Source organism: Aeromonas bivalvium (assembly GCF_046078285.1).
Lineage (GTDB): Bacteria > Pseudomonadota > Gammaproteobacteria > Enterobacterales > Aeromonadaceae > Aeromonas > Aeromonas bivalvium.
Genome location: NZ_JBGXBV010000003.1, coordinates 261,323 through 274,694, shown reverse-complemented (window position 1 = coordinate 274,694; position 13,372 = coordinate 261,323). Strand labels below are relative to the sequence as shown.

Genomic DNA, 13,372 nt, shown 5'->3' with positions numbered 1-13,372 from the left:
CCTATTTGGTGAGCAGTGGTTGCTCAACCCCCAGGGTCCAGCTCATCGTGCTTGCATGCTTGCCATAATTGAGCTCCGACTGCATCTCCACATATCGACAGGCGGGGATCACATTCTGGCTGCTGGCATCAAATTTGCGTTTGCACACCGTCTCGGCCCGATCCCTCAGGGCGACCGATGCCGAAACATTGCTGCTGTTCACGCTGATGGCGGCACTGACGCCCATGTTTGCGATCAGTGACGAGACATTGCTGCTCTGCATCGCAGCCTCTATCACACCCTCGAGTTGGTGCTCCGCCTGCCGCAAGCTGGCGGCAGAGCCGGCCATCCTGAGATCCTGACCCGATGACTGCATCACCACCACGGCGATCAGGGTCAGGGGGATGAGAATGAAGAGTGCCACCACCAGCGCCACACCCCGTTGCTGTCTCATGAGCCACCTCCGGCAATCACCGCCGGATTGCGCAGCGATACACTGGTTTCCAATAACAGCCGGCGAAAACCGTCGCCATTCCCTGACACGGAGACATCACCAACCTGATAGACATTGTCATTCACATAACTGCGAGAAGCTTGCAGGGAGCGCACCAGGAGAAAGATCCGTGCGGCCACCACTCGCCCCTCGCTCCACGCCTGCTCGCTGACGTCATTGGTAGAGACATAGCGATCGATGACGCCATCCGGCACCAGGCTGTCATCCACCCCAAACAGCACGCTCAATCTCTCTATCCCCTCGGCCATGGCCCCACCAATCAGCACAGAGCCGCCATTTGCTGTCAGATAGCGCTTCCTCAGTTCAGGGCTGCCAGTGGTCGCATTGGGAGACAGATAATAGATGAGGTGCTGATATTCCCAGAGCTGGCGGGTTGGCATGGTCGTCTCGGTGGGGACGGCTTCCCCTCCCTTGAAGAGCTGAGCCGCCTGGGTGGTGGTGGCGAGATAGAAACGGTTGCCCGTGGCCGCAGCATCAGCCAATGGATTTCCCATCAGTCGTTTGATGCTGAGCACATCGCTGTTGGCAATGCGAGAAGCGGCAGGAATACAGACAAAGGCGTTCCCCTTGATGACTTTGCTGCTATCAATCCTCGCCGCCCAAAACGGTCGCATCGACCCCGTACTCGCCGGCAGGCTGCCCCGTGCCAGGTCATCAAGACAATCACTTGAACTCGGTACCACGGCGCCCGCACTCAGACTGACCCCCTGACCCACCGTCATGGGAGATCCCGTATAGTCCCCCCAGAAACCGGCCCATTTCAGATCCTGGGTCAGCAATCGTATCGCGACCCTGCCATTCTCCTGCAGCTCGCTCTGATCAAACGCCTCTTCGGTGGTCGCACGGGAGGCGACGAAGATGCTGAGTCCGCCACCGACCAGAAACGCACCGATCAGCATGGCGATCAGCCACTCGACCAGGGTAAAGCCTCTGGCATTCACAGGGTGGTCGTCAGCACGAACTGACGCCTCTGATTGTCCGCCACGTTTCCCACACCACAGGTATCGCGCACCCCGGCAACCGCCGCAGCGCCATCGGATAGTGACGCCTTGCCACGCCAGAAGATACCGACCGTCAGGCTGTTGTTGGCCCCGCGGATCACGCAGCCGACCGGGGCTTGCAAGGAAGAGGATGCGCCAGAGACAGCGGCACCCAGCAAGGATTGCTGCCAGTAAAAGAGATCCAGATTACGCAGGTCACTGCGGCTGCATGCCGCCATGGTGCCATCGGCGCTGGCGCAACCAGGCAGGGTCAGGTTGCTGTTGCCAGAGACCAGGGTGATGCTCTGGGTCGACCAACTGTCCTGATTGATCCTCACCCGCTCCACCAGGTCATTGGCCAGCCAGCTGGCGATGGTGCGCTGGCGAGACTCATAACTGGAAAACTTGGCGGTTGCCTGCATGGCGACCAGCCCCATCAGGCCAAAGGAGAGCACGACGGCGGCAATCATCACCTCCAGCAGGCTGAAACCCTGCTCTCCTTGACGCCCTGCCTGGACTGTCGTGGTCAACATGGTTGCTCACCAGCATTCATCGTTTTGATTCCCGGCCAGATTTTCCGCCAGCCTTACGCCATCCTGATCGATGGAGAAGAAGATGCAATCACTGTCGCTCCCCTGGGCGCCGGACGCGGTGGCAAACAGGATGTAACTGCTGCCGGCGGCCGAGATCACCAGATGGTAGTAACCGGAATCGGAAACATCGGCCATGCTGAGGGACGCCGCCGCCGAGGCATACTGGTTGAAGTCCATGAAATAGGTCTCTTGCCGGTTGGCGGCATCCAGCAGCATTTTTTTGGCTTCGACGCGGTGACTGGACAGCAGATAACGCTGATAAGAGGGATAAGCGATAGCCCCAAGGATCGCCACGATGGCGACCACTATCATCAGTTCGATGAGGGAAAAACCACGAGAAGACTCAACCATGACCCATCCTTGGCGATTGAATATCTCTTAGTCTAACGCCAGATTTGTCACTGCAACAAATCTGGCGCCAGTATCTTCATACTTTGTTTTTCAGCCTGATCCGGCCGTCAGATGATCCTGAGTTCCGGGGGCACTTCGAACACCACATTCTCTTCGCGCCCCGGGTGTTCGGCGACCACCTTGCCCCCCAGTTCACGCAGACGGGCGATGACGTTCTGCACCAGCACTTCGGGCGCCGAAGCCCCCGCGGTCACGCCGATGGCCCTGACGCCATCCAGCCAGGCCGGCTCTATCATGGAGGCATCGTCGATCAGGTAGGCGCGCGCCCCCACCTTCTCCGCCAGCTCCCGCAGGCGATTGGAGTTGGAAGAGTTGCGCGACCCCACCACCAGCATGGCGTCCACCAGCCCCGCCATCTCACGCACCGCATCCTGACGGTTCTGGGTGGCGTAACAGATGTCGTCCTTGCGCGGCCCCTGGATGTTCGGGAAGTGACGGCGCAGGGCGTCGATCACGTCCGAGGTCTCGTCCACGCTGAGGGTGGTCTGGGTGACGAAGCAGAGATCGTCCGGATTCTTCACCTTGAGCCTGGCCACGTCCTGTGGCGTCTCCACCAGATACATGCCCCCTTCCGGGTTCTCGTACTGCCCCATGGTACCTATCACCTCGGGGTGACCGGCGTGGCCGATGAGCACGGCTTCGGCGCCCTTGCGACTGGCGCGATGAACCTCCATGTGCACCTTGGTGACCAGGGGACAGGTGGCATCGAACACCTTGAGGGCACGGGACTTGGCCATCTCGCGCACCGTCTTGGCGACACCGTGGGCGGAGAAGATGACGATGCTGTCGTCCGGCACCTCGTCCAGCTCCTCGACGAACACGGCTCCCGCATCCTTCAGCTTGTTCACCACGTAGCGGTTGTGCACCACTTCATGGCGGACATAGATGGGGGCACCGAATTTCTCCAGTGCGCTCTCGACGATGCTGATGGCGCGATCGACTCCGGCGCAGAAACCACGGGGGTTAGCGAGCAAAATATCCATCAGAGTACCTCTTTCCCGTCAAAGTGCGCTGAGCGGGTGCGTACCCCCGGTACGGGAAGACCAAGGGTGACCGCTGGCAGCATATCCGCCATCACAACACCTCCTCCTGGTCGTCAACCCCCAGGATCTCCACCTCGAAGGTGACGGTATGGCCAGCCAGGGGATGGTTGAAATCGACCGTCACCGACATGCCTTGCACCGCCCGCACTATGCCGGGCAGCTCGCCGCCATTGGGCTGATCGAAGACGATGATGGCGCCCACCTTGGGCTCCACATCCGCACCGAACTTGGCGCGGTCCAGATGATAGATGTTGTCGGGATTGGAGAGGCCAAAGGCCTGCTCCGGGCTCAGCGTGAAGCTCTTGGCCTCTCCCTGTCGCAGTCCCAGCAGACACTGCTCGAACTGCGGCGTCAGGCTGCCATCCCCCATGGTCAGTCGCGCCGGCTTGCCGTGCAACTGGGTGCTGTCGGCGACGGAGCCATCCTCCAGCTTGATGGTGAAGTGGAACAGCACCCGGCTGTCATGACCGATAAGCGTGCTCATGCCGACTCCTTGCCTTGCTTGCCCACGGCCTTTTCGCCGCGAAAGCCGTCCAGCACTATCATGGCGGCGCCGATGAAGATGAAGCTGTCCGCCAGATTGAAGGCGGGCCAGTGGGCGCGTCCCCAGTAGAAGTCGAGAAAATCGACCACATGACCCAGCACCAGGCGATCGAACACGTTGCCGAGGGCACCGCCGATGATGAGGGAGTAGGCGATGCCGCTCCAGCGCATGCTTGCCGGCTGCTTGCGCAGCCAGTGGGTCAGCAGGCCGCAGATGGCGAAGGCCAGCACGGCGAAGAACCAGCGCTGCCAGCCCCCCTGATCGGCCAGGAAGCTGAATGCCGCCCCCTTGTTATAGACGTGCACCAGGTTGAAAAAGGGGGTGATCTCCACCCCCGGGTAGCCAAAAGGCAGCATCTTGACCACGGCGAGCTTGCTCGCCTGGTCGAGAATGAAGGCCATCACCGCCAGCCACAGCCAGCGCAGGCCACTCTTGTCGTGAGTCATCTTCATCAGGCAAATTGACGAGCTTCGCCGTCACCCTCAACGTTGCTGACACAGCGGCCACAGATCTCTTCGTGCCCTTTGATCGTGCCCACGTCTTCCACATGGTGCCAGCAGCGGTCGCACTTGGCGGCGGCAGACTGGGCAACGTTCAGCCACAGGTCATCGCGCTCGGTCGCAACGGCACCTTCCGGTGCGGCATCGGCACTGACCACCCTGGCCTTGGAGGTGAGCAGCACGAAGCGCAGCTCATCGGCCAGGGCATTCAGACGAGCGGCAAGTTCGGGCTTGGCGAACAGGGTCAGCTCGGCCTGCAAGGAGCTGCCGATCCGCTTCTCGCCACGGGCCGCTTCCAGGGCCTTGTTCACCTCACCGCGCACGGCCAGGATCTCGGCCCAGAAGGTATCACCCATCTGCTCACCGGCGGCCAGGCCATACAGGCCGTCATACCACTCCTCGGTGAACACGAATTCACCGCGCTCGCCCGGCAGCAGGGCCCAGATCTCGTCGGCGGTGAAGCTCATGATGGGCGCCATCCAGCGCACCATGGCTTCGGCGATGTGATAGAGCGCGGTCTGGCAGGAGCGGCGGGCCAGGCCATCGGCCTTGGCGGTGTACTGCCTGTCCTTGATGACGTCCAGGTAGAAGGAACCCATTTCGATGGAGCAGAACTGCATCAGCTTCTGGGTCACGCCGTGGAAGTTATAGGCCTCATAGGCTTCGACAATCTCGGCCTGCACCGCCTTGGCACGGCCCACCGCCCAACGATCCACCACCACCATGTCGGCGGGCGCGACCATGTCGGTCGCCGGGTTGAAGCCGTTGAGGTTGGCCAGCAGGAAGCGGGCGGTGTTGCGGATGCGACGATAGGCATCGGCACTGCGTTTGAGGATCTCGTCGGAGACGGTCATCTCGCCGGTGTAGTCGGTGCTCGCGACCCACAGACGCAGGATGTCAGCACCCAGCTTGTTCATCACATCTTGCGGACTGACCACGTTGCCGATGGACTTGGACATCTTGCGGCCCTGGCCATCCACGGTGAAACCATGGGTCAGCACCTGGTTGTAAGGGGCCTTGTTGTTCATGGCCACCCCTATCATGAGCGAGGACATGAACCAGCCACGGTGCTGATCCGACCCTTCCAGGTAAAGATCCGCCGTCTTGCCGTTGAACTCGGGACGGGCCGCCACCACGGAGGAGTGGGTCGACCCCGAGTCGAACCAGACGTCCAGGGTGTCAGGCACCTTGTCGTAATGGTCGGCGTCCTCCCCCAACAGCTCGGCCTTGTCCAGATCCCACCAGGCCTGGATGCCGGATTGCTCGACCCGTTTGGCCACCTCTTCCATCAGGCGCACGGATTCAGGGTGCAGTTGCTGGGTCTCTTTGTGAACGAACAGGGAGATGGGCACGCCCCAGGTACGCTGACGGGAGATACACCAGTCCGGGCGGTTCTCCACCATGGCCTGAATGCGGTTCTTGCCCCAGGCGGGTACCCAGCCGCTCTGGCCGTGCTGGGTGATGCCCTCCTGCTCGATGCGGTCGATCTCGGTCAGGGCCTGCTTGCGCAATCCCTTCTGCTCCATGCTGATGAACCACTGGGGAGTCGCACGGAAGATGATCGGCGTCTTGTGGCGCCAGCAGTGCGGGTAGGAGTGGTTGAACACCTTGTGATGGAGCAGGGCGCCATGGGTCTTGAGCACCTCGACCACCGCGGTGTTGGCCTTGAACACATGCTGGCCGGCGAACAGCTGGGTGTCCGGCAGGTAGACGCCGTTGCTGCCCACCGGGTTGGCCACTTCCAGGCCGTACTTCTGACCAACCACGAAGTCTTCCTGGCCATGGCCGGGGGCGGTGTGCACCGCGCCGGTACCTGCGTCCAGGGTGACGTGCTCGCCCAGCACGATGGGCACATCGAAGCTGTAGAAGGGGTGCTTGAAGCGCAGCAGATCGAGCGCGGCGCCCTTGGCATAACCCAGATTATGGAACTGCTCGATACCGGCGCGGTCCATCACGTCCTTGACCAGATCGGCGGCCAGGATCAGGCGCTCCGGATGTTCGCCTTCCACCTGCACCAGGGCATAGTCCAGGTCGGCGTGCAGGGCCACGGCGCGGTTGGCCGGCAGGGTCCAGGGAGTGGTGGTCCAGATCACCACGGAGAGCGGACCGCGACCGAAGTGACCCTCGGCGCAGTCAAACTTGCCAGCCACCTCGGCCTCGTCGACGGCCTTGAAACGCACATCGATGGCGGGGGAATCCTTGTCGTAGTACTCCACCTCGGCCTCGGCCAGGGCAGAGCCACAGTCGGTACACCAGTGCACCGGCTTGGAACCCTTGTGCAGGTGACCATTGTCCACGATCTTGGCCAGGGAGCGGATGATGTTGGCTTCGGTGCCAAAATCCATGGTCAGGTAGGGTTTTTCCCAGTCACCCAACACCCCCAGACGGACGAAGTCGCTCTTCTGGGCCTCGATCTGGGTCTTGGCATACTTGCGGCACTCGGCGCGGAACTCGGCGGCGGAGATCTTGACCCCCGGTTTGCCGACCTTGCCTTCCACCTTCAGCTCGATGGGCAGGCCATGGCAATCCCAACCCGGTACATAGGGGGAGTCGAAGCCGGACAACCCCTTGGACTTGACGATGATGTCTTTGAGGATCTTGTTGACCGAGTGACCGATGTGAATGCTGCCGTTCGCATAGGGAGGGCCGTCATGCAGGATGAAGGAGGGCTTGCCCGCTTTGGCGCGGCGAATGGCCCCGTAGAGATCCTGATCGTACCAACGCTTGAGCATACCGGGTTCGCGCTTGGCCAGATCGCCACGCATCGGGAACTCGGTTTCCGGAAGATTCAGGGTGTGTTTATAGTCGCTCATCAGTCCTGGGTTCCCTTCTTTTCTAAAAGAGTGCTGGGTAAATTGAATAACGGCAGCCCAAACCAGGCTCGGGCTGCCTGGGCATCTCGTTCGATCTGTTCTTTCAAGGCGGAGAAAGAGGCAAATTTTTGCTCCTCGCGCAGCTTGTGGCGAAGCAGCACCTTGACCTGCTGACCATATAGATCACCAGAAAAATCAAATAAATGTACTTCCAATCTGGCTTGAGTACCGCTCACGGTCGGCCTCACGCCCACGTTGGCAACACCGGGGAAGATCTCGCCGGAACATAACACTTCCACCGCAAACACGCCACCGACCGGGATGACCTGCCGCTTGAGGGCCAGATTGGCGGTGGGAAAACCTATGGTGCGCCCCAGCTTGTCGCCGTGGGCCACCCGGCCACTGATGGCATAGGGACGACCCAGCATCAGCTCCACCTCGGCCATCCGACCCGCCTTGAGCGCCTCGCGTACCAAGGTGCTGCTGACCCGCTGGCGGGCAAGCTCGAAGCTCTGGGTGCTGACCACCTCGAAACCGAAACGGCGGCCCGCTGCCTCCAACAGGTGAAAATCCCCTTCCCGCCCCTTGCCGAAGCGAAAATCATCCCCCACCACCAGATAGCGCACCCCCAGCTTGTCGACCAGGAGCTGTTCGATGAAGGTATTGGCGGCCTGGCTGGCGAATGCGTGGCTAAAGCGCACGCAGAGCAGACGATCGATATGCAGCGCCGCCAGGGCTTCCACCTTCTCCCGCAGCCGGGAGAGGCGTGCCGGGGCATCAGCCCCCGCAAACAGTTCAAGGGGCTGGGGCTCGAACAGCAAGACGCAAGCCGGCAAGCCAAGGGCGGCGGCCTTCTCCTGCAGCCGCGCCAGCACGGCGCGATGACCCTGATGGACCCCATCAAAGTTGCCTATGGTCAACACGCAACCCCGGTGACGGGGCTTGATATTGTGGATACCGCGGATAAGCTCCATCAGTGCCTTGTGTTCTGCTGCTGTCGAAATCGCCGGATTATATCTCAGGCGGCGGTCTGGATCAGCCCTCCCGGCTGGATTTCAGATGACGCGGGCGAATTCCGAAGGCAAGCAGACAGATCCCGTAGACGCTGCCCCCCATCAAGAGCAGCAGTGCCAGCTCCCAGCTGGCCTTGGCCATGCTCCAGGCCCCCCACTGGGCAAGGTCCGGCGACAGGTAGCCAATCAGACCTCCCATGACCAGGGTCGCCGCCAGCAGCTTGAGGCAGAAGACCCCGGTCTGACGCGAAGGACGATAGACCCCTTGCTGATACAACCCCTTGAACAACAAGACCGCATTCAGGGTGCCCGAGCAGGCGGTCGCCAGGGCCAGCCCCACATAACCCAGGGGATAGATGAAGACGAGGTTGCATGCCATGTTGGCCACCATGGCCATGATACCGATGCGCACCGGCGTCCTGGTGTCCTGGCGGGCGTAGTAACCTGGAGCCAGCACCTTGATCAGCATCAAGGAGAGCAGGCCCGTGGTGGACGCCAGCAGGCTGGCCCCCGACATGCTCACCTCGTGCAGGCCGAACTCACCGCGCATGAAGAGCACCCGCAATATGGGCTCGCGCAGCACGGCGATCCCTATCATGGCGGGCAGCCCCAGCAGCATCACCATGCGCACTCCCCAATCCATGGTGCGGGAAAAATCGGCGGGATCTGAGTCCACATGGGTCTTGGCCAGCGCGGGCAGGATGACGGTACTGATGGCCACCGCAAACAGGCCGAGGGGGAACTCCAGCAGCCGATCCGAGTAGTAGAGGTAGCTGATGGCGCCAGTGGCGAGAAAGGAAGCCAGCATGGTGTTGATCAACAGGTTGATCTGGCTGACCGACACCCCGAACAACGCCGGGATCATCAGGGTACGTATCTTCACCACCCCGGGGTGGTACCAGCCCCACTTTGGCCAGACCAGCATGTTGATCTGACGTAAAAAGGGGTACTGAAACAGAAACTGCACCAGACCGCCCAAAAAGACCCCTATCGCCAGCGACAGCTCGGGCCGCTCCAGCAGGGGCGCTATCCACCAGGCCGCCGCTATCATGGCGATATTGAGAAAAACCGGGGTAAAGGAGGAGACGGCGAAGCGGCCAAAAGTGTTGAGAATAGCTCCCGCCATGGCGGTGAAGGTGATGAACCAGAGATAGGGGAAGGTGATCTTGAGCATCAGGCTGGCCAGCTCGAACTTCTCGGCCGCCGGACCGCCATGCAGCCAGTCCCAGAACCAGCCCCAGCCGAACAGGGCGGTCAGGGCCCCGGAGCCAATCACCCCCAGCAGGGTCACCAGGGTGACGATCCCCCCCAGGGTACCCGCCACGGCGGCCAGCAGCTCACGCACCTCCCCCTCATCCCCCTTCTTCTTGTATTCGGTCATCACGGGGACAAAGGCCTGGTTGAATGCTCCTTCGGCGAACAGACGGCGCAGGAAGTTGGGGATGCGATTGGCGAAGAAGAAGACGTCGGCCGCCGCCCCGGCGCCGAGCAGGTTGGCGATCACCACATCGCGTACCAGACCCATGACGCGGGAGACCAGCGTCATGGAGGAGACTATCATGCCGGATTTGATCAATTTCTTACTCAAGACGAAGCCTCTGGAACTGTCAGAACGGGAAGAATGCTGTTAGAATCGGCCGACAGTTTAACCGTCTCCCTATTGCCACACCACCGGGGGGCGGTGTTTATTTGCACAAATCGTTTGACAATATGTGGTTGAGAAGGCATATTTCTCGGCCTTTTCAATACACTCGCTAAGACAGTTTTAGGAGTTTTACCTTGGCTAACATCAAATCTGCTAAGAAGCGCGCGATTCAGGCAGAAAAACGTCGTCAGCACAACGCCAGCCGTCGTTCCATGACCCGTACCTACCTGAAGAAAGTAATTGCTGCCATCGCCTCTGGCGACAAAGCTGCTGCCGTTGCTGCTTTCGCTACCGCTCAGCCGATCATGGATCGCATGGCTACCAAAGGCCTGATCCACAAGAACAAAGCTGCTCGTCACAAGAGCCGCCTGTCTGCCCAGATCAAAGCTATGGCTTAATCAGCTTCGGCTGTATAAAGCTAAAAAAACCGGCCATAGTGCCGGTTTTTTATTGCTGTGAGCTGCAATACAGCCTGTGCAGCAGTCCTATCATCTCGCGCACCTCAACGCTGCGCAGCGAATAATAGACGGTTTGAGCCTCTTTTCGCGTCGTCACCAGTTCATCCCGGCGCAGTACCGCCAGATGCTGTGACAGTGCCGACTGACTCAGCCCCAGCACCGCATTCAACTCACCGACCGACAACTCCCTGTCCAGCAACTGGCAGAGAATGAACAGCCGCCGTTCGTTGGCAAGCGCCTTGAGCAAGGCCACCGCCCTCCCCGCATTCGCCTCCATCGCCTCCAGATCCATGCCGCTCTCCTCTTGAAGCAAGTCGGGATAATACCTTGATTGGCCTGAATTTAAAACGACAGGGTCGCAGGCTGTATGGTGGCGAAGTCCTCCTGGCCGGCGAACAAAAACGAGAAGTCGCTGTCACATACCCGCTTCACTGCCGGGTGCTGGATCATCCGCTCGGCGAAGATGACGTAATACTCCTCCATCAGGTCCTGGGTCTCGCCAAGCAGCATGACCCCCTCCCCCTCGAGTATCTCTTCCCGGTAGATGGTGGGCGCCATGAAGATGCCCTGATTGAAGAAGCCAAAGGCCTTCATCAGCGCCGCATCATCAAATTCCCCCAGAATGCTGGGGGAGATGCCCTGCTGCTCCAGCCATTGGGTCAGCTGGCGTCCCATGGCGGTGCGGCGACCCGGTACGAGCAACTTGCGCTCCTCCAGACAGGCGGGAAACGGCTTCTCTGGCATGGGGGCCTTGCAGAAGAAGCTGACCCCGCAGCCACCGAGTCGCTTGGAGAGCAGGCCCGCATGCTGACCCGAATCCACCGGGCAGTCGGAGAGGATCATGTCGAGTTTGTGCTCGCTCAATTGTTCGAGCAGCAGCTCATGGGTCGACTCGAAACAACGCAGGTGGATGGAGCCATCATTGGGGATGACGGAGAGCAGTACCCGGCTCGCCAGGCGCTTGGAGAGCGCATCGGCAATGCCGACATCGAACAGGATCTGGCTCTCCTTGCGATAGTTGACGATATCCAGCATCTCGTAAGAGAGGCTGAACATCTTGTCGGCGTAACGAAACACCAGCTGCCCCAGCTCCGTCGCTTCGAGGGAACGCCCCTTGCGTTTGAGCAGTTTCCCCCCCAGGCGCTGCTCCAGCAGCTTGATCTGACCGGTGACGGTTTGCGGCGTCAAAAAAAGGGCCTCTGCCGCCTGGGTGACAGAGCCCTTCTTCTGAGTCATCCAAAAATAGTAGAGATGATTGTAATTAAGGTGTGACATCCGATGGGGTTCCCGCGGTGCGCGGACTCCGGTAGCAGCTGAGTTCAACCGCCAGAATGTCATACATGTCGCTGACCGAGTCAACCTTGTTCGCCGCGAACTGATCGATCAGGGTCTGCTTCAACTTGGCCGCATCGGGCATACGCTGACCACAATAGCGCTTGTTCTCATGCTTGAGCCGCTCCCCCACCCGGCTGCGCAGGGCGCGTTCCTGGAAGGTCTCGCCGAAGCGCGCGCGCGCCTGCTGGTCTCCCATGGCGAGGGCACCATCGACCACCCCGTTGAGGTAGGTGGCACACTCTGCCGATCCGGCATCCTGCTTGCATTGCTCCAACCCATTCGCCCAGACAGCAGTCGGTCCGAGCAGCATCAGTACCATCAAGCTCTTCTTCATAACCCCTCCGTACTCTGATCGGCGATCCCCTTGGGCAAGGCCAGACGCATGGCGACATAACCCACCAGGGCCGCCAGGGTGGAGCCCACCAGGATGCCGAGGCGCGAGTAGCTGCCATAGTCCATGCCGCCATGTTCAAACGCCAGAGACGCGATGAACATCGACATGGTAAACCCTATGCCACACAAGATGCTGACCGCGAAGATCTGGAAGAAATTCACCCCGGGCGGCAGCTGGGCTATGCCCAGACGCACCGACAGCCAGCTGATGGTAAAGATGCCTAGCGGCTTGCCCACGAACAGCCCCAGCATGATCCCCAGGGGGACAGGGCCGAGCAGAGTGTCGAGACCGATCCCGTCAAGGGACACACCCGCGTTGGCAAACGCGAACAGCGGCAGGATCAGATAGGCACTCCAGGGATGCAGTTGATGCTCCAGGTGCTTGAGCGGCGAGGCGTGGCGCTCGCCCTTGAGCGGGATCAGGAAGCCGACCACCACCCCCGCCAGGGTTGCATGGACACCCGACTTGAGCACCGCCACCCAGAGCACCAGCCCGACCAGCATATAGAGGGAGATACGATCCACCCCGCGACGATTCATCCATACCAGCAGCAGAGTGGCAACCAGGCCAACCGCCAACGCCGTCAGTGACAGCTGCTGGGTATAGAAGAGGGCGATGATGATGATGACCCCGAGATCATCCATGATGGCAAGTGCCAGCAGGAAGACCTTGAGACTGGTGGGCACCCGCTTGCCGAGCAGCGCCATGACGCCGAGGGCAAAGGCGATATCGGTCGCCGCCGGTATGGCCCAGCCCGCTCGCGTCGCCTCATCGCCATAGTTGAAGAAGGAGTAGATCAGCGCAGGCACCAACATGCCTCCCACGGCGGCGATGGCCGGGAAGGTTGCCTGCTCCCGGGAAGAGAGGGCCCCTTCCATCATCTCCCGCTTCACCTCCAGCCCCACCAACAGGAAGAAGATGGCCATGAAGCCATCGTTGATCCAGAGCAGCAACGGCTTGTTGATGTCCAGCGCCGAGATGCGAACCTGCACCTGGGTGTTGAGGAAGGCCTGATAGGCATCGGCCAGATTGGAGTTGGCGAGCAAGAGAGCAACCAGTGCCGCCAGGATCAGAATAATCCCCGAGGCGGACTCCAGTTTCAGAAAGCGTTTCAATACTTCACTCATGTTCAAGCTACTCCCAAAAAACA

The 13,372-nt window shown here is 60.6% G+C and carries 15 protein-coding genes; 1 reads left to right on the top strand and 14 read right to left on the bottom strand.

Going from position 1 to position 13,372, the window contains the following annotated elements; translation table 11 throughout:
- Position 1 precedes the first annotated feature (1 nt).
- The 10 genes from tppD to murJ form a co-directional block, all read right to left on the bottom strand.
- Positions 2-433, bottom strand: a complete 432-nt coding sequence (tppD, locus tag ACEUCR_RS10665; protein WP_041995110.1) for a type IVa pilus pseudopilin TppD — start codon at positions 431-433, stop codon at positions 2-4.
- Complete coding sequence (locus ACEUCR_RS10660; protein WP_408789997.1) at positions 430-1,434, bottom strand: PilW family protein; 1,005 nt, start codon at positions 1,432-1,434, stop codon at positions 430-432. The genes tppD and ACEUCR_RS10660 overlap by 4 nt, the downstream gene beginning before the upstream one ends.
- Positions 1,431-2,006 carry a type IV pilus modification protein PilV gene (pilV, locus tag ACEUCR_RS10655; protein ID WP_408789994.1) on the bottom strand — a complete coding sequence of 192 codons (576 nt, stop codon included), beginning with the start codon at positions 2,004-2,006 and terminating at the stop codon, positions 1,431-1,433. The genes ACEUCR_RS10660 and pilV overlap by 4 nt, the downstream gene beginning before the upstream one ends.
- A 6-nt stretch (positions 2,007-2,012) precedes the next feature.
- Positions 2,013-2,417: a type IVa pilus pseudopilin TppA gene (gene tppA / locus ACEUCR_RS10650; protein ID WP_041995115.1), complete on the bottom strand. Its 405-nt coding sequence runs from the start codon at positions 2,415-2,417 to the stop codon at positions 2,013-2,015.
- A 107-nt stretch (positions 2,418-2,524) separates the two neighbouring features.
- Entirely contained in the window at positions 2,525-3,460 is a 936-nt protein-coding gene (gene ispH, locus ACEUCR_RS10645; RefSeq protein WP_041995117.1) for a 4-hydroxy-3-methylbut-2-enyl diphosphate reductase, read from the bottom strand.
- 91 nt (positions 3,461-3,551) lie between these two features.
- On the bottom strand, positions 3,552-4,004 hold the full coding sequence (gene fkpB / locus ACEUCR_RS10640) for an FKBP-type peptidyl-prolyl cis-trans isomerase (RefSeq protein WP_041995119.1): 453 nt from the start codon (positions 4,002-4,004) through the stop codon (positions 3,552-3,554).
- Positions 4,001-4,516 carry a signal peptidase II gene (gene lspA, locus ACEUCR_RS10635; RefSeq protein WP_041995121.1) on the bottom strand — a complete coding sequence of 172 codons (516 nt, stop codon included), beginning with the start codon at positions 4,514-4,516 and terminating at the stop codon, positions 4,001-4,003. Before lspA ends, fkpB begins: the two co-directional genes overlap by 4 nt.
- Positions 4,516-7,377 (bottom strand): isoleucine--tRNA ligase, encoded by a 2,862-nt coding sequence (gene ileS, locus ACEUCR_RS10630; protein WP_408773463.1) that lies wholly within the window; start codon positions 7,375-7,377, stop codon positions 4,516-4,518. The genes lspA and ileS overlap by 1 nt, the downstream gene beginning before the upstream one ends.
- Positions 7,377-8,351 carry a bifunctional riboflavin kinase/FAD synthetase gene (gene ribF, locus ACEUCR_RS10625; protein WP_111874754.1) on the bottom strand — a complete coding sequence of 325 codons (975 nt, stop codon included), beginning with the start codon at positions 8,349-8,351 and terminating at the stop codon, positions 7,377-7,379. The genes ileS and ribF overlap by 1 nt, the downstream gene beginning before the upstream one ends.
- Positions 8,352-8,412: 61 nt before the next feature.
- Entirely contained in the window at positions 8,413-9,978 is a 1,566-nt protein-coding gene (murJ, locus tag ACEUCR_RS10620) for a murein biosynthesis integral membrane protein MurJ (protein WP_408789992.1), read from the bottom strand.
- Between the two features lie 191 nt (positions 9,979-10,169).
- Here murJ and rpsT point away from each other — a divergent pair, with 191 nt between their 5' ends.
- Positions 10,170-10,433, top strand: a complete 264-nt coding sequence (rpsT, locus tag ACEUCR_RS10615; RefSeq protein WP_041995129.1) for a 30S ribosomal protein S20 — start codon at positions 10,170-10,172, stop codon at positions 10,431-10,433.
- A gap of 49 nt (positions 10,434-10,482) precedes the next feature.
- On the opposite strand, the gene ACEUCR_RS10610 is transcribed toward rpsT, so the two are convergent.
- From ACEUCR_RS10610 to nhaA, 4 genes are read right to left on the bottom strand one after another with little or no spacing between them, the layout of a single operon-like run.
- On the bottom strand, positions 10,483-10,785 hold the full coding sequence (locus ACEUCR_RS10610) for an ArsR/SmtB family transcription factor (RefSeq protein WP_041995133.1): 303 nt from the start codon (positions 10,783-10,785) through the stop codon (positions 10,483-10,485).
- Positions 10,786-10,835: 50 nt separating this feature from the next.
- Complete coding sequence (gene nhaR, locus ACEUCR_RS10605; protein ID WP_041995135.1) at positions 10,836-11,768, bottom strand: transcriptional activator NhaR; 933 nt, start codon at positions 11,766-11,768, stop codon at positions 10,836-10,838.
- Positions 11,755-12,138, bottom strand: coding sequence for a hypothetical protein (locus ACEUCR_RS10600; RefSeq protein ID WP_374704033.1), 384 nt, complete (start codon positions 12,136-12,138; stop codon positions 11,755-11,757). Before ACEUCR_RS10600 ends, nhaR begins: the two co-directional genes overlap by 14 nt.
- Before the next feature lie 20 nt (positions 12,139-12,158).
- Entirely contained in the window at positions 12,159-13,349 is a 1,191-nt protein-coding gene (nhaA, locus tag ACEUCR_RS10595) for a Na+/H+ antiporter NhaA (protein WP_041995139.1), read from the bottom strand.
- Positions 13,350-13,372: the final 23 nt, after the last annotated feature.